A 15,478-nucleotide genomic window follows, 5' to 3' on the forward strand; every position below is an offset into this window, starting at 1 on the left:
GGAACGGGGGAGGGTACATACTACAATGAATTTCAATCTACTGAACGAAAGCCAGCTCAATGACCTGCGCGCCCTGCTCGAAACGGCAGAGCACATCGTCGTCTGCGCCCATAAGTCGCCCGACGGCGACGCAGTCGGCTCTGCGCTGGCATGGAAACACTTCCTCGTACAGGCCGGGAAGACCGACGTAAAGGTCTGCCTGCCTGATGCCGCCCCCGACTTCCTGCAATGGATGCCGGGCTTTGACACCATTCTGCGCTACGACAAGCGCAGGAAGGAGGTGGAAGAAGCCTTCGCCGGGGCCGACCTCGTCTGCTGCCTCGACTTCAACAGTGCCCGGCGCGTGGAGGCCATGCAGCCCGTCCTCGACGGTTGCGCCGCGCCGCGCCTGCTTATCGACCACCACCTCGACCCCGACCTTCCCTGCCGCCTTTCGGTCTCTCACCCCGAGATGTCGAGCACTTCGGAAATCATCTTCAACCTCATCTGCCAGCTCGGAGGCTTCGACGCCATGACCAAGCAGTGCGCGCAGTGCATCTACTGCGGCATGATGACCGACACGGGAGGGTTCACCTACAATTCCACGCGCCCCGAAATCTATTTCGTCATCAGTCAACTGCTCACCAAGGGTGTCGACAAGGACAGCATATACAACCGTGTTTTCCACAACTATTCGGTCAGCGCGCTGAAGCTCCGCGCCCATATCATTCTCAACAAGCTCAATGTCATTGAAGAGCTGCACGCCTCCTACTATGCGGTTACGAAGCAGGAGATGCGCCGCTTCCACTTCATCAAGGGCGACATGGAGGGTCTGGTCAACATTCCGCAGCAGATAAAGGGGCTGAAGCTGAGCATCTCGCTCCGCGAAGACACCGAGCACCCCAATCAGGTGCTTGTCAGCCTGCGCTCCTGCAACGGCTTCCACTGCCAGCCGATGGCGGTGAAGTTCTTCAATGGTGGCGGACATGCCGACGCATCGGGCGGTAAGCTGCATTGCAGTATCGCGGAGGCGGAGCAGATTGCCATCAAGGCTATTATGGCGTATAGGGAAGAACTTAGATAGAAGCCATACTGCGCTGTTTGTCAGTGCAGTATGGAGGAATGATAAAGTAAAGGTTCCGATTATCCGGCTTGCCCGGATTCGGAACCTTTACTTGTTTTTTCAGCCCTGCCGGCAGGGGTAGGGCGCGCCCCAGCTCCGTGGCAGTCAGCTGGCTGACGCGGTAGTCCGGCGGAGCAGCGGCAGCCGTTTTACGCCACGGGACTAAATCTTCTGCGCCACGAAAAACACCATGTTATAATATTCGGCAAAGTCGCGGCGGAGCTGTATCTCCTTGCGGAGCGTCCTGACGAACGTCTTCTCCTCGGGATACTTGCGCTCAAACTGCGGCAGCCTGCGCTCTATGATGTCGTAGAAGCAGGGCATCCAAGCCTGCTCCGAGAGAGGGAAGGTGGCAATGGGGCGGAAGTCCTCGGCCTCGAGGATGGCGACGGACGCGGAAAGGGCGGACATCTGCGGATAAATCTTCTTGAAGTAGCCCACCTCGTAGGGATAATGACGTCCCATGAAGACCAAGTCGGTCAGCACGAGGAAGCCCTTCGGTCTGACGAGTGGATGCCACTGCCTGACGGCTTCGGCAAAGCCCAAGTGCCGTGCAGCCCCTTCCGACCATACCGCGTCGTAGCTCCCGGCCTGCAGTCCGGCCTCGCGGCAGTCGGCGCAGAGGGCGGTTACGGAGCGTTTGCCGCGTAGCGACTTGAGCTTCTCTATGAAGCGGGCCGAGCGGTCTACGGCCGTGATGGCGGCGTCGGTGTGGTCGGCAAGGCAGAAGGTGTCGCGCCCCGTTCCGCAGCCGATGTTGAGGATGTGCGAGTCGCGTTGCAGGCCCTGCCTGACGTAGGCGAGAGCCTTGAGCGTCTCGTAGTCGGAGCCCGGCCCCTGTTGGGGCAAGTCCGTGAAAAACTGTTCTTCCGCTTCGGTCATTCTCTTCTTGCTTGTTGTCCGGGCCACGGCCCTCTCGTTGTCGTCGTGGCTGCCTCGGGTCGTAGTCGGGCCTTGTGCTGCCGTTGATGCAAAAGTACTGAAAAAATCTGGAAGCAGCGAAGATTTCTCCCGGAAAGCAGCTTCCCCGCGGCATCGTGCCGACAAGACTGCGGCAGACAGAATGGTTGGGCATGTCGGTTAGAGCATTGCTGTATGTTTGCAGGCTAATGCGTTGGCACTCAATCAGCTGCAAGGAATAGTAAAAAGTTATTCGTTAATATGTTTTAATAATCCTGCGAAAGGACGGGACAGGCAGGGCAATGTTCGTATCTTTTTCTTATATTTGCACCGCAAAACAAAATACACAATCCTAAGACAATGAAACAGACCATTCCGGCAGCCGGAGTCCACTATCTCCGAATTACCGAAAACGACGCAAGACAGCAATGGCTGAACCGCCACATAGAAGACCTCGTCAGCTATCTCGACGACCACGGCATGCCCGTCGTAGAGAGCAGCTACACCGAAGGGCAGAGCCAGCAGTGCCATCTGCTGCTGGCCTATTCGCCGGAGAACGGCGACAATGCCGTCTACTATGCTGCCAAGACCTATCTGGCAGAGTGCGGACTCGACCGAAACCACTGCAAGGTAGAGACGATAACCAACTCTTAGGAGTCTGGCCGTAGCAGGGGCGGATGCCGGTCCTGTCACGGCGGAAACATACAGCGAAGACAGAAAATATGGGAAAAATACTGGGACTGCTGATGGCCCTGCTCGGTTCGGCTACCGTGGCAGGCGCACAGACAGCGATAGACAATGTGGGCGCAGGGGCCTTTGAGGCACTGGCCGCGACCGATTCGGTCAGGGTAGTTGACGTGCGGACGGCAGGCGAGTATGCCGAGGGGCATATTCCCGGTGCCTGCAACATCAACGTGCTCGACTCGTCGTTTGTCGGCATTGCCCTCGGGGTGCTCGACCCCTCTTTCCGAATCGCCGTCTACTGCCGTTCGGGCCGCCGTTCGATGATAGCGGCCCGCCTGCTCTCGTCGGAGGGCTACCGCGTAACCAATCTGGAAGGCGGCTACCTCGCTTGGGTGGCAGAGGGGAAGAAGGTGGAGAAGACGCAGGTGCTGAACAGCAGCAACCGCTGATTCCGTCCTGTCCGTCCCGGAAGGGAAAAGCGAAAGTGCCGCTTTCGCCATGCGGGCAAGCCCGTTTCGCTGTGTCAAAGTGCCGTTTTCACTGAATGAAAACGGCACTTTCGTTTTTGGAGGCAACAGGATGGATATATCATTGCCGTGTTTCGGATGACAACGGGTGGCGAAATGCCGCATGCTGGATTCCTGTTCTACATTCAGCCTGCATTGCACGTGGAGTGCAGGCGAATTGTAGGGACAGGCCCTGTGCCTGTCCGAAACATGCGGAACGTACAGACACGCGGTCTGTCCCTACATTTTCGATTGTGGTCTGCCGTATATTGGCATCCTGAAAATGTTTATTCTGTATATTCATCCTGCATTGCACGTGGAGCGCAAGCGGATTGTAGGGACAGGCCCTGTGCCTGTCCGCATTTCTCGTATCGGACAGACACGCGGTCTGTCCCTACATTTTCGATTGTGGTCTGCCGCATATTTGCATCCTGAAAATGTTTATTCTGTATATTCATCCTGCATTGCATGCGGAGCGCAAGCAGCTTGTAGGGACAGGCCCTGTGCCTGTCCGCATTTCTCATATCGTACAGACACGCGGTCTGTCCCTACATTTTCAATTGTTGTCTGCCGTATATTGGCATCCTGAAAATGTTTATTCCGTATATTCAGCCTGCATTGCACGTGGAGCACAGGCAGCCTGTAGGGACAGGCCTCGTGCCTGTCCGCTCCACCTGTGGTGCAGGCAGAAAATACGAAAGAATAGGTCTTACACGCGGATATCCTTTTTACAGCAAGTGAAATGCAGGAAGGTACACTCCGCGATACAGCGACATGCGGCCGCAAAGCCGGGGCACACTGCCGACCGGATAAGTTAAAAACCAATAAGAAAGGCTTGGGCAGACGATACCTTCGTCTTTTTCTTCTTACTTTTGCAGAGCCAAAGACCCGTTCCGCCTTGCCCGAAAAGGAGTAGGAAAGGGACGTTGAAATACTATCTCAGAAGTAATTATGAAGAAAGCACAGCAAGTTCTCATGCTCATCACCTGCCTTGCGGTGATAGCAGCCGCAGCCGTCCGACGCGACGGGAAGATACTCGGACACAAGCTCAACGACACCACGGCGACCGCAAAGGCGGCTGCCGACACGATAACCCTGCTCGACGACGGGACGGCGGTGGTCAACACCACACCGCTGGCAAAGGACATATCCGGCTTCGGAGGCCCTGTGCCGCTGAAAATATACATCAAGGACAACAGGATTACGGAAGTTCGCGCACTCAGAAACAACGAGACGCCCGAGTTTTTCGGTCTCGCCAAGCCCCTCCTGCGCTCGTGGAACGGAAAGACGCCCGAAGAGGCGCAGCAGCTGAAAGTCGACGCCGTCAGCGGAGCCACCTACTCCTCGCGCGGCATCATCGGCAACCTGCACCGCGGACTCGCCTACGCGGCCCACAACTCCGGGAAAATTAACGCGGCCGGCAAGGCAGACCCCGGACTGAAGACCATCATCGGCACTGTCGTCGTACTGCTGTCCGCCCTCGTCCCGCTCTTCCTGAAAAGCCGTCGCTACCGCATTGCCCAGCTCGTGCTCAATGTTGCCGTACTCGGATTTTGGTGCGGAGAGTTCCTGTCGTGGTCGCTCTTCGTCAACTATATGTCCAACGGCATCAGCTTTTGGAACTCTATCGTCCCCGTAGTCATGCTCGTCGTGGCGTTCGGCTATCCGCTTTTCGGAAAGAAAAACTACTATTGTACCAATGTCTGCCCCTGCGGTTCGCTGCAAGACCTTGCCTCTATGGCCAACAGGCGGCACAGATGGCAGATGGGCAGCAACACCGTCAGGCGGCTCGGCCTTTTCCGCCAGAGCCTCTTTGCCGTCCTCCTCGGCCTGATGCTCTGCGGCATCGGCTCGGAGTGGATGGACTACGAGGTCTTCTCGGCCTTCGTCTTCACCTCGGCGAGCAGCGTCGTCCTCGTCCTCGGGGCAGTCGTCCTCCTGCTTTCCTTCTTCGTTCCGCGCCCCTATTGCCGCTTTGTCTGCCCTACCGGCACGCTGTTCCGGATAGCCGAGCGGAGGAAATAGACAGAGCAGACAGGCTGCCTGCACCTTGTTTGTGGTGCAGACAGGAGGTGCATAAATGACAGATTCTTGACGCAAACACCCTGCCTGTTGCAAGCGGATATGTAGGGACAGACCTCGTGTCTGTCCGATGCGGGTATGGCGGACAGGCACGGGGCCTGTCCCTACAGGCTGCCCGCACTTCGTTTGTGGTGCAGACAGGGGGCATGGGAGCGAATCCCGGCACAACGGCCGTCGTACAGGCATTTTGCTTGTGCCGGACGCACGTAATGTCATATATACGAAACAGCCTTGCAGCGCATGTAGCGTTGCAAGGCCTCTCTCTTTCTTTGCTTCCGGCAAAGTTATTCAGCGTGGTTGGCGCGTACAGCGGTCAGCATCCACACTGTCTTCTCCTGTTCGCGGAGGAAGTCGCTCATGATGGCCACGGTGGTGTCGTCCTTGGCTTCGTTTGCCACCTCAATGATTTTACGTTCGCGTGCAATGAGTGTCTTGTAGGTTTCCAAGAGATTTGCGAAAGCCTCCTGCCCATTGTGAATCTCGCCTGCCTCGCTCACTTCCGAAGTCTGGAGATAAGCACTGTAGCGGCTCTCGGGCACAGCACCCAGCTGCAGGATACGCTCAGCTACTTCGTCTACCTTCTCGGCAGTGTCGTTATACAGTTCCTCATATTTGGCGTGCATGATGAAGAAGCTGTGTCCCTTCACGTTCCAGTGGAATCCGCGGAGGTTGGTATAATAAACCTGAAGGTCGGCCAGCAGTACCGAGAGGTTGCTAACTACGTCCTGAACTTTCTTCTCGTCTAAACCTAAATAATCTAAAGTCTTCATAATCTTTTTCCTTTCTATTAATGTTTTTGTTATCTTTTCTTGATGCAAAGGTAGCGGTTTGCCGCATATCGCACAACAGATAAAATCTATACGCGTATAGATAAATTCTATATGATGTCGTTTCTCTTTGGTATTCAGTGGCTTACAGCGTGTTTTCTGCTTTTCGGAAATTGTCGGGAATCTGTTGGAAAACCATCCAGAGGCGTTTTCATGCCGCCTTTTTCCATCCTGCCGGGTCTGTTGCGGCCCTGTCCGCTGCGGTGGGCGGTGAACCTGTTTCCGTATGCCCTGCTTCTTGCCGTTCGGTTTTGTGGACAGACACGGGGTTTGTCCGCACATTATTGCTTGCTGTAAACAGGGTCTTCGCGCCTGTAATCTGTCCTTTATGTACATTTTGTTTGGCTTGCAGGCGAAGAGCAGGCTGCCTGTAGGGACAGGCCCTGTGCCTGTCCGAAGCATGCGGAGCGGACAGACACGCGGTCTGTCCCTACATTGTTACTCTTCTTTGGTGTGGGAATCCTGTAGGGGTACATCCCGTGTTTGTCCGTTTTGTATGGGGTTGGCTGCTTCTTTGCACGGGGCATTGACTATCAACGAGTTATGAAAGTGCCGCTTTCACCATGCGAAAGTATCGTTTTGACCATGCGAAAGTGCCACTCTCGCAAGACGAGAGTGGCACTTTCCTGTCAGCCGGAGGACAGGCGGATGCCTGCCCGAAGCTGCATCAGGGGCAGTAGGCGCGCACGATGCGTATGTCGGCCGTGGGGCGGTCGTTGCCGTCGGTGGCTGTGCGCTGTATGCGGTCGACCACCTCAAGACCCTCTACCACCTCTCCGAAGACGGTGTACTGGCCGTCGAGGTGGGGCGTTCCCCCCTGCGTGCGGTAGAGCTCGCGCACTTCGGGCGTAAGGGTTACGCTGCCTCCCGTATTGGTGTCGAGGCGTTGCTGCACCCGGTCGAGCTGTTCGTCGTTGAACTGGCGGCCCCAGACGATGTAGAACTGCGTGGCCGATGACCGCCGCTCGGGGTTGACGCTGTCCGGCTCGCGTGCGGCGGCGACGGCACCGCGCTTGTGGAGGAGCTGCGGATAGTGGATTTCGGCAGGCTGCGAGTAGCTTTCGGGCGTGTCGCCGAGTTGCTGTCCTGCCGTGGCGGTCTTGGAGCCGAGGTCGCCTGTCTGCACCATGAAGTCGCGGATGACGCGGTGGAAGAGCACGCCGTCGTAGGCACCGCTGCCGACAAGGCGGAGGAAGTTGTCGCGGTGTCCCGGCGTCTCGTTGTAGAGCCGTATGCGGATGGTGCCGCTGTCGGTTTCCAATACTACTTCCCTGCGCAGCGTGTCGGCCGGCTGGGCGTGGAGGGCTGTTGCCAGAAGGCAGAGCAGCGAAAGGAGGAGGATTTTCTTCATAACTTGTTGTTTTGGGGCAAAATTAGCAAAAAAGGGGGAAAGAAAGAAGAAAATTTGTTATCTTTGCAAAAGAATTGCAGGATTTTCCGGCAGAACTTCCGTTTGTCGGCCCGGCACCGGCAGGGCGCAGCCTCTCCGTAGCGGAGATGTCGCGCCGGCATCTGCCTGATGCCTGTCTGCACGAAAGTCCCTGCACAGTGTCCGCCTGACGGTCGGCACGCCATCACCATAAGGGGAAACCATACAAAAACAAGAAGAATAATGACACTATATCCGAAACTTATCACCGACGCACTGGCGCAGGTAGTCTACGCCGGTACGAAGAAGAATCTCGTAGAGAGCGGCATGGTGGCCGACAACCTGCACATAGACGGCATGAAGGTCAGTTTCTCGCTCATCTTCCCACGCGAGACCGACCCGTTCATGAAGTCGACCATCAAGGCTGCCGAGGCGCAGATACACTATTCCGTGGGCAAGGACGTGGAGGTGGAGATTACCCCCGAGTTCAAGAGCGCGCCCCGTCCCGAGGTGGGCAAGCTGCTGCCGCAGGTGAAGAACGTCATTGCCGTCAGCTCGGGCAAGGGCGGCGTGGGCAAGAGCACCGTCTCTGCCAATCTCGCCATAGCCCTCGCGCGGCTGGGCTACAAGGTGGGGCTGCTCGATACCGACATATTCGGGCCGTCGATGCCGAAGATGTTCGGCGTGGAGGAGGAGCGGCCGTATGGCGTGCAGAAGGACGGGCGACAGCTCATAGAGCCGATAGAGAAGTACGGCGTGAAGCTGCTGTCCATCGGATTCTTCGTCAAGCCCGACACGGCGACGCTCTGGCGCGGAGGCATGGCGACGTCGGCGCTGAAGCAGCTCATTGCCGATGCCGACTGGGGCGAGCTTGACTACTTCATACTCGATACTCCCCCGGGGACGAGCGACATCCACCTGACGCTCCTGCAGACGCTTGCCATCACGGGTGCCATCATCGTGTCGACACCGCAGGCCGTGGCTCTGGCGGATGCGCGCAAGGGTATCGACATGTACAGCAACGACAAGGTGAACGTTCCCATCCTCGGTCTGGTGGAGAATATGGCATGGTTTACGCCTGCCGAACTGCCGGAGAACAAGTATTACATCTTCGGCAAGGACGGCTGCAAGAATCTTGCCAAGGAGATGAATTGTCCGCTGCTGGCGCAGATACCGCTCGTGCAGAGCATCTGCGAGAGCGGTGACGGAGGCGCGCCCTCGGCCACGCGGGTAGACAGCGTTACGGGACAGGCGTTCCTGTCTCTGGCGCAGGCTGTGGTAACGGTGGTCAACCGCCGCAACAAGGAGCAGGCTCCGACGAGGATTGTAAAGGTAAACTAACGGCCCGGACTGGGCGGCAGAAACATCAGACCGATGCAGGGAATGTCCCGGCATCGGTCTTTTTTCTTTCCATAGTTCTGCGGTCTGCTGCCCTGTAGGGCGGTGGGGCGTCATCCTGCCCACCCTTCCATCAGGTCGGCGAGTTCGGCAAAGCGGTCGAGCCTGACCAGCCGCGGGTGCGCATATTCTGCCGTAACCTCGTGCTGCCACTCTATGTGGTAGGGGATATGCACCGCCCAGCCACCCAGTTCGAGGACCGGGGCAATGTCGGAACGGAAGGAATTGCCGACCATCAGGAAACGGTCGGTGTCCGTAGAGAAACGCCGGCAGAGCCGTCGGTAGGCATCAGGCGTCTTGTCGGACACAATGACGACGTCGTCGAAGAGCGTCGCCAGTCCCGAACGGGCGAGCTTGTTCTCCTGATCGAGCAGCTCGCCCTTGGTGAAGACCACGAGGCGGTAGCGGCCGAGGGCACGCAGGCGCGCGAGCGTCTCCCCGACATGGGGCAGGGGAGTGCCGGGCAGGCGGAGGAGCGTCTTTCCGAGTTCGAGAATACGGGCCGTCTCTTCGGCCGTCAGGCGTCCGTCGCTCACGCGCACGGCATTTTCTATCAGCGAGAGCACAAAGGCCTTGCAGCCATAGCCGAGCAGGGGCATGTTGGCGGTTTCGGTGGCAAAGAGAGCCTCGGCCGTCTCGTCGGGCGAGGCATAGTGGGCGAGCAGCCGGCAGTAGTCCTTTTCTACAGAGCTGAAGAATGTCTGGCAGTCCCAGAGCGTGTCGTCGGCATCGAAGGCGATGAGAGATATTCGGTTCATGGCAGTATTCTGACGGTTATTTCGTGGCCACCTGACTCTTCCAGACCCACAGCTCGGCAGCCTGAAAGCGGATGAGGAGCTTGTTGCCCCCGTCGGTCTCAATGCTCCCTTTCTCCCCGGGCTGCAGGAGGAAGACCTCTCCCGAGTTGAGCTGACGGATGAGAACGGAGTCCCGGGCCGACGCACGCGACGGACTGGGAAGCATGTCGAGCGTCTCGGGCATGCGTGTGCCGAAGCACGGTTCGGTTACGGTGGCGTTGGAAGGGCTGCTGGCCCGGAAGCCGGCATTGCGGACATTGGCCGACCTGACGCGCTGGTCGCCCATGTCGACGGTCTCGTTGGCCGGTACGGCGGCAGCGGTGTCGGCAGCCTTGGGCGGCGTTTCCGTCTTCCCGTTGGAGCATCCGCAGGCCATGACGGCGGTAAGGAGGCTGATGGATAGTATTCTTTTCATACGGTCGTGTTGTTTCGGCCGGCGGACGGAGGCACGCAGGCGACGGTCCGGGGCGGTGCTGCAAAGTTACGACAATATCTTGAAAATATGCCCGGACGGGAAATACAATATGATGAACAATGCTGCTTTTCTCGTCCGCCATGATGGAGCTGTGCTTCGGTTACGGTCTCGGGCGACTTTGCAGGCGAAAATTTGGCAGGCAGACGAAACTTCCGTACCTTTGCAGGGAAAGTTTCTCCGAACCTCCTCCCCCAAGGGAAAGGGAAGGCAGGGAGGAAGTCCGGCCGCAAGAAGTCTCCCGGGAGGCCGGGTCGGGGCAGGGAACTCCTTTCACCGCCAGTAACCGGCCGGGCCACGGACCCGTCTGTTTGTCAATTCGTAAACTTGTCAGTCAATCAATGATATATCCGCATAATTTTGAACAGAAAATAGGATTCGCCGAAGTGCGCAGCCTGCTTGCTGCACGCTGCCTGTCCACCTTGGGCAAGGAGGAGGTGGAGAAGATGACCTTCTCTGCCGATGCCGGGGAAATCAACCTGTGGTTGGAGCAGACCCGGGAGTTCCGCCGTATACAGGAGGGAGCCGAGGACTTTCCGCTCGACAACTTCTTCGACGTGCGCGAGAGCGTCCGACGGCTCCGCCTCGAAGGCACATACATGGAGGTGGACGAGCTTTTCGACCTCAAACGCTCGATGGAGACGATTATCGCCATCGTCGCCTTCCTGTCGCGGGGCGAGGAGAACGGTCTGGGCGAAGTGCGCCGCGAATATCCTGCCCTCTACGGTCTTGCCGACGGAGTGGCGACCTTTCCCGTGCTCGTGCAGCGCATCTCGCAGATGATAGACAAGTTCGGCAAGATGCGCGATACGGCTTCTCCCGACCTGTTGCAGATACGCCGGGAACTCGCGCGCGTAGAGGGCAGCATATCGCGCACCTTATATAATATACTCCGCTCGGCACAGAGCGAGGGCGTGGTAGAGAAGGACGTTACGCCGACCCTGCGTGACGGCCGCCTCGTCATACCTGTCGCACCGGGCCTGAAGCGCAGAATATCGGGCATTGTACACGACGAGAGTGCCACGGGACGGACGGTCTACATAGAGCCGGCCGAGGTGGTGGAGGCGAACAACAAGGTGCGCGAGCTTGAGAACGAGGAGCGGCGGGAGATTGTACGCATCCTCACCGAGTTTGCAAAGAAGCTCCGCCCCCATGTGCGCGAGCTGCTCGACTCCTATCATTTCCTCGGACAGATAGACTTCGTGCGCGCCAAGGCAGAGCTTGCCAAAGCCTTTCAGGCATTTGAGCCGGAGGTGGCGGACGGTCCGCAGATGGATTGGATTCGTGCCATTCATCCGCTGCTGCAACGCTCGCTCGCCAAAAAGGCTGCCCTGCCGCGGTATGATTTCGCCGACGACGAGGACGATGCAGCCGACCGGCAGGCCCGGCAGCAGCTGCCTGCAAGCGTCGTTCCGCTCGACATACGGCTGACCGCGGAGAAGCGCATCCTCATTATCTCGGGTCCGAACGCCGGCGGCAAGTCGGTCTGCCTGAAGACCGCAGGCCTGCTTCAGTACATGCTGCAGTGCGGTCTCTCCATTCCCGTGGGCGAACGGTCGCAGACAGGCGTGTTCGATAACCTGATGATAGACATCGGAGACGAACAGAGCATAGAGAACGACCTTAGTACCTACTCGTCGCACCTGCGGAACATGAAGCTGATGATGCGCCATGCCGACGGCCGGACACTCATTCTCATCGACGAGTTCGGTACGGGTACCGAGCCGCAGATAGGCGGTGCGATAGCCGAATCGGTCTTGAAGCAGTTCTGGGAGAAGCATGCTTGGGCGGTCATCACGACCCACTACCAGAATCTGAAGCACTTTGCCGACGGCCACGACGGCGTGGTCAACGGGGCGATGCTCTACGACCGCCACGAGATGCGGCCTCTCTTCCAGCTCGCCATCGGACGGCCGGGCAGCTCGTTTGCCATAGAGATTGCGCGGAAGACGGGACTTCCCGAGGCCGTCATACGCGACGCGTCGGAGATAGTAGGCTCGGACTACATACAGAGCGACAAGTATCTGCAAGACATCGTGCGCGACAAACGCTACTGGGAGGGCAAACGCCAGACCATACACGGGCAGGAAAAGGAACTCGAAAAGACCCTCGCACGCTATGAGCAGGAGATAACCGAACTCAGGCAGAGCCGCAGGGAAATCATTGCCAAGGCCAAGAGGGAGGCTGAGGAAATCATCCGCGAGAGCAACCGAAGGGTAGAAAACACCATCCGCGAGATACGCGAGAAGCAGGCGGAGAAAGAGGAGACGAAGCGGATAAGGCAGGAACTGGCTGCCTACGAGGCCGGGCTGATGGGCGAAGACGGCCTGCCCGGCAAGGGGGATAAGGCCGGCAAGCGAGGCAAGACGGACAAACAGACCCTCCACTCGGCCGGACTCCTTAGCGATGAGGACTTCCAAAAGAAGATTGACAAGATACGCAGCCGCAAGGAACGCCACGAGCTGCACCAGCGCAACAAGGCAGACCGGCAGCAGGCTGCCGCTGAACAGCTGCGTGCCGCAGCCGAAAAGCAACGGTCGGAAGGTCTCGTCAGGGTGGGCGACAACGTGCGCATCAAGGGCCTGACCTCCGTAGGCAGGGTAGAATCTCTTGAGGGCAAGCAGGCGATAGTCATCTTCGGAACCGTCCGCACGAAGATGCAGGTAGGGCGGCTCGAGCATGTCGACGCTGCCGCGCTGCAAAGCGAGCAGAAGCAGTTTCAGGCTTTCAACTACAGTCGGGAGACGCGCGAGACCATCGACCAGCACCGCAGCCATTTCCGACAGGAAATAGACGTGCGCGGGATGCGTGCCGACGAGGCCCTCGCACAGGTGCAGTACTTCATCGACGACGCCATTCTCGTGGGTGCGTCGCAGGTTCGCATCCTTCACGGAAAGGGCAACGGCATCCTCCGGCAGATGATACGGCAGTACCTCTCTGCCGTACCCAATGTCTCTTCCTACCGCGACGAGCACGTGCAGTTCGGCGGTGCCGGCATCACGGTGGTAGAGCTGTAGGGAGAATCCCGGCCTTCCGCTCTGCCGTTTCATAAGCATGGCACTCGGAAAAGCCTGTTCACAACACACTTACACGGAAAAACGCCTCACGGAGACCCGTCTGACTGGGTTTCGTGAGGCGTTTCCCTTTCTGCGAGGGAGGCAGGGGGAGGATTGTCAGTACTTCATTCCGAGGTGATACATGATGAATCCGTATACGTCGGCCGACTCTTCGAGCTGCTTGCTGAGCGGTTTTCCCGAACCGTGCCCGGCCTTGCTGTCAATGCGTATGAGCACGGGGGCAGGGCCTGCCTGACATTGTTGCAGCGTGGCGGCGAACTTGAAGGAGTGTGCCGGAACCACGCGGTCGTCGTGGTCGGCCGTAGTTACCAGCGTGGCCGGGTAGGAAGTGCCGGGCCGCAGGTTGTGCAGGGGCGAGTAGGCACGCAGATACCGGTACATCTCCCTGCTGTCCTCGCTCGTGCCGTAGTCGGGTGCCCAGTTCCATCCGATGGTAAACTTATGGTAGCGGAGCATGTCCATCACGCCTACCTGCGGTATGCAGACCTTGAAGAGGTCGGGACGCTGCGTCATGCACGCACCGACGAGCAGTCCGCCGTTGCTTCCCCCGACGATGGCAATCTTGTTCTTGGACGTGTACTTGTTGCTGATGAGCCATTCGGCCGCGGCGATGAAGTCGTCGAAGACGTTCTGCTTCTGCATCTTCGTGCCTGCCACGTGCCATTCCTCTCCGTATTCGCTTCCGCCGCGCAGGCTGGCTTGTGCATAGATGCCCCCGGCTTCGAGGAAGGGGATGCGCCTTGCCGAGAACGACGGAGGCAGGGCAATGTTGAAGCCGCCGTAGGCGTAGAGGTAGACAGGGTTGTTGCCGTTGCGCTTCAGACCCTTCTTGTAGGTCAGGAACATCGGCACGCGCGTACCGTCCTTGCTCGTGTAGAATATCTGCTCGGTAACGAAGTCGTCCTGACGGAAGTTAACCTTCGGCTGACCGTACACCGTACTCTTGTCCGTCTCGGCATCGTAGCTGTAGACCGTGCCCGGAACGGTGAACGAGGTGAAGGTGTAGAAGCACTCTTTCTGGTCGCGACGGCCCGAGAATCCGGCACTTCCTGCCGACGGCAGGGTTATCTCGCGGATGCGCCTGCCCTCCATCGTGTAGAGATAGGCGTGTGTGGAAGCGTCCTTGCTGTACTCCAGTATCATCCGCCCGTTGGTGAAGGTAACGTCGGTGAGCACGTCCGGCGACTCGGGTATCAGCTCGCGCCATTCCGACATGGCCGGATTGCGCACGTCGGCTACCATCAGCCGGTTGCGCGGGGCACCGTCGTTGGTGTAGATGTATATCTTGTCGCCTACGACTTGGACGGGCAAATACTGCAAGTCCATGTTGTTGGTAATCTGCACGAACTGCGAGCCCGGCACGCGGAGGTCGCGCACGTAGAGGTTGTTGCCCGCGCCTGCGCCGGACTCGTGCAGGAACATGACCGTCTCCTCCTTGTTCACGCTGACGCTGTAGAAGCGCAGGGGCTGCGTCGGGTTCTGATAGAAGAGCACGTCTTCCGACTGCGGCGTGCCCATCTTGTGATAGTAGACCTTGTGAACCTCATTCTTGCTGCTGAACTCCTTGCCCTTCTCGGGTGCGTCGTAGGCACTGTAGTAGAATCCGTCGCCGTACCAGACGGCACCGCCGAACTTCGCCCACAATATGTGGTCGGCGAGCTGCTCTCCCGTCTTCACGTCGCGGACGTATATTTCCTGCCAGTCGCTGCCCGAGCGCGAGATGACATAGGCCATGTATTTGCCGTTGTTGGAAAAGCTGGTGCCTTGCAGTGCCACCGTGCCGTCGCTGCTCAGCTTGTTCGGGTCGAGGAAGACGCGCTGCTCGCCGCCCAGCCTGTCCATCTGGTAGAGCACGCTCTGGTTTTGCAGTCCGTCGTTGCGGTAGACATACCACTTCCCGTTCTGCTCGAAGGGGACGCTCGTCCGCTCGTAGTCAGATACTGCCTTGAGCCGCTTGAGGAGCTTCTCGCGGAAGGGAATCTTGGCGAGATAGGCCGCCGTTACGGCGTTCTCGGCCTCTACCCATGCCTTGGTTGCCGCGCTGGTGTCGTTTTCCAAGGGGCGGAAGGGGTCTGCCACCTTCTCTCCGTAGTATTCGTCTACCGTCCGTCCTGCGGTGCAGGGGGATACTTGATGTCTTGTCCGACAGCACTTGCAGCCGAGAGCGCAAGGGCCGATAATAGCAATGTTTTCCTCATGTTATTGGTCTTGGATGATGATATTCGGGATTACTTCCATGCAAAAGTACTGATAAAAGGAGAGAA

At 58.3% G+C, this 15,478-nt stretch carries 11 protein-coding genes and 1 pseudogene; 6 read left to right on the forward strand and 6 right to left on the reverse strand.

Translation table 11 applies throughout. The features are described 5' to 3' along the window. Positions 1 to 25 precede the first annotated feature (25 nt). Entirely contained in the window at positions 26 to 1,063 is a 1,038-nt protein-coding gene (locus JCM15908_RS05950) for a DHH family phosphoesterase (protein WP_025002652.1), read from the forward strand. 201 nt (positions 1,064 to 1,264) lie between these two features. On the opposite strand, the gene JCM15908_RS05955 is transcribed toward JCM15908_RS05950, so the two are convergent. Beyond that, complete coding sequence (locus tag JCM15908_RS05955) at positions 1,265 to 1,984, reverse strand: class I SAM-dependent methyltransferase (protein WP_148295537.1); 720 nt, start codon at positions 1,982 to 1,984, stop codon at positions 1,265 to 1,267. Between the two features lie 378 nt (positions 1,985 to 2,362). Between JCM15908_RS05955 and JCM15908_RS05960 the strand changes: the two genes are divergently transcribed. The 3 genes from JCM15908_RS05960 (at position 2,363) to JCM15908_RS05980 (ending at position 5,217) form a co-directional block, all read left to right on the forward strand. Continuing rightward, complete coding sequence (locus tag JCM15908_RS05960) at positions 2,363 to 2,656, forward strand: hypothetical protein (protein WP_025002654.1); 294 nt, start codon at positions 2,363 to 2,365, stop codon at positions 2,654 to 2,656. A 68-nt stretch (positions 2,657 to 2,724) separates the two neighbouring features. After that, positions 2,725 to 3,135, forward strand: a complete 411-nt coding sequence (locus tag JCM15908_RS05965; protein ID WP_025002655.1) for a rhodanese-like domain-containing protein — start codon at positions 2,725 to 2,727, stop codon at positions 3,133 to 3,135. Positions 3,136 to 4,143: 1,008 nt separating this feature from the next. Beyond that, a complete protein-coding gene (locus JCM15908_RS05980; protein ID WP_025002657.1) occupies positions 4,144 to 5,217 on the forward strand; it encodes an FMN-binding protein in 1,074 nt (357 codons plus the stop codon). A gap of 341 nt (positions 5,218 to 5,558) precedes the next feature. Here JCM15908_RS05980 and JCM15908_RS05985 read toward each other — a convergent pair whose 3' ends face one another. Together JCM15908_RS05985 and JCM15908_RS05990 are read right to left on the reverse strand one after the other, a co-directional pair. Next, the gene (locus JCM15908_RS05985; protein ID WP_025002658.1) at positions 5,559 to 6,044 is read right to left on the reverse strand and encodes a Dps family protein; all 486 of its coding nucleotides are present in this window, start codon (positions 6,042 to 6,044) and stop codon (positions 5,559 to 5,561) included. Positions 6,045 to 6,768: 724 nt separating this feature from the next. Continuing rightward, the gene (locus JCM15908_RS05990; RefSeq protein ID WP_025002659.1) at positions 6,769 to 7,452 is read right to left on the reverse strand and encodes a peptidylprolyl isomerase; all 684 of its coding nucleotides are present in this window, start codon (positions 7,450 to 7,452) and stop codon (positions 6,769 to 6,771) included. 261 nt (positions 7,453 to 7,713) lie between these two features. Here JCM15908_RS05990 and JCM15908_RS05995 point away from each other — a divergent pair, with 261 nt between their 5' ends. After that, positions 7,714 to 8,811 (forward strand): Mrp/NBP35 family ATP-binding protein, encoded by a 1,098-nt coding sequence (locus JCM15908_RS05995; protein WP_025002660.1) that lies wholly within the window; start codon positions 7,714 to 7,716, stop codon positions 8,809 to 8,811. A gap of 110 nt (positions 8,812 to 8,921) precedes the next feature. Here JCM15908_RS05995 and JCM15908_RS06000 read toward each other — a convergent pair whose 3' ends face one another. Both JCM15908_RS06000 and JCM15908_RS12665 read right to left on the reverse strand, forming a co-directional pair. Further along, a complete protein-coding gene (locus JCM15908_RS06000) occupies positions 8,922 to 9,626 on the reverse strand; it encodes an HAD family hydrolase (RefSeq protein ID WP_025002661.1) in 705 nt (234 codons plus the stop codon). 16 nt (positions 9,627 to 9,642) lie between these two features. After that, the gene (locus tag JCM15908_RS12665) at positions 9,643 to 10,080 is read right to left on the reverse strand and encodes a hypothetical protein (RefSeq protein ID WP_025002662.1); all 438 of its coding nucleotides are present in this window, start codon (positions 10,078 to 10,080) and stop codon (positions 9,643 to 9,645) included. Positions 10,081 to 10,478: 398 nt separating this feature from the next. On the opposite strand from JCM15908_RS12665, the gene JCM15908_RS06010 reads away from it, so the two are divergent. Then, positions 10,479 to 13,154, forward strand: a complete 2,676-nt coding sequence (locus tag JCM15908_RS06010) for an endonuclease MutS2 (RefSeq protein WP_025002663.1) — start codon at positions 10,479 to 10,481, stop codon at positions 13,152 to 13,154. A 156-nt stretch (positions 13,155 to 13,310) separates the two neighbouring features. On the opposite strand, the pseudogene JCM15908_RS12675 reads toward JCM15908_RS06010, so the two are convergent. Continuing rightward, positions 13,311 to 15,412, reverse strand: a pseudogene (locus JCM15908_RS12675) (prolyl oligopeptidase family serine peptidase). Positions 15,413 to 15,478 lie beyond the last annotated feature (66 nt).

The sequence above is a fragment of the Prevotella dentasini JCM 15908 genome (assembly GCF_000614065.1).
Taxonomy (GTDB): Bacteria; Bacteroidota; Bacteroidia; order Bacteroidales; family Bacteroidaceae; genus Prevotella; species Prevotella dentasini.

Excerpts from the sequence above, each read along its gene's own strand:
- JCM15908_RS05955 (WP_148295537.1), bottom strand. The coding sequence starts at position 1,984 with ATGACCGAAGCGGAAGAACAGTTTTTCACGGACTTGCCCCAACAGGGG.
- JCM15908_RS06010 (WP_025002663.1), top strand. The coding sequence starts at position 10,479 with ATGATATATCCGCATAATTTTGAACAGAAAATAGGATTCGCCGAAGTG.
- JCM15908_RS05980 (WP_025002657.1), top strand. The coding sequence starts at position 4,144 with ATGAAGAAAGCACAGCAAGTTCTCATGCTCATCACCTGCCTTGCGGTG.
- JCM15908_RS05965 (WP_025002655.1), top strand. The coding sequence starts at position 2,725 with ATGGGAAAAATACTGGGACTGCTGATGGCCCTGCTCGGTTCGGCTACC.
- JCM15908_RS05985 (WP_025002658.1), bottom strand. The coding sequence starts at position 6,044 with ATGAAGACTTTAGATTATTTAGGTTTAGACGAGAAGAAAGTTCAGGAC.
- JCM15908_RS05950 (WP_025002652.1), top strand. The coding sequence starts at position 26 with ATGAATTTCAATCTACTGAACGAAAGCCAGCTCAATGACCTGCGCGCC.
- JCM15908_RS06000 (WP_025002661.1), bottom strand. The coding sequence starts at position 9,626 with ATGAACCGAATATCTCTCATCGCCTTCGATGCCGACGACACGCTCTGG.
- JCM15908_RS05960 (WP_025002654.1), top strand. The coding sequence starts at position 2,363 with ATGAAACAGACCATTCCGGCAGCCGGAGTCCACTATCTCCGAATTACC.
- JCM15908_RS05995 (WP_025002660.1), top strand. The coding sequence starts at position 7,714 with ATGACACTATATCCGAAACTTATCACCGACGCACTGGCGCAGGTAGTC.
- JCM15908_RS05990 (WP_025002659.1), bottom strand. The coding sequence starts at position 7,452 with ATGAAGAAAATCCTCCTCCTTTCGCTGCTCTGCCTTCTGGCAACAGCC.
- JCM15908_RS12665 (WP_025002662.1), bottom strand. The coding sequence starts at position 10,080 with ATGAAAAGAATACTATCCATCAGCCTCCTTACCGCCGTCATGGCCTGC.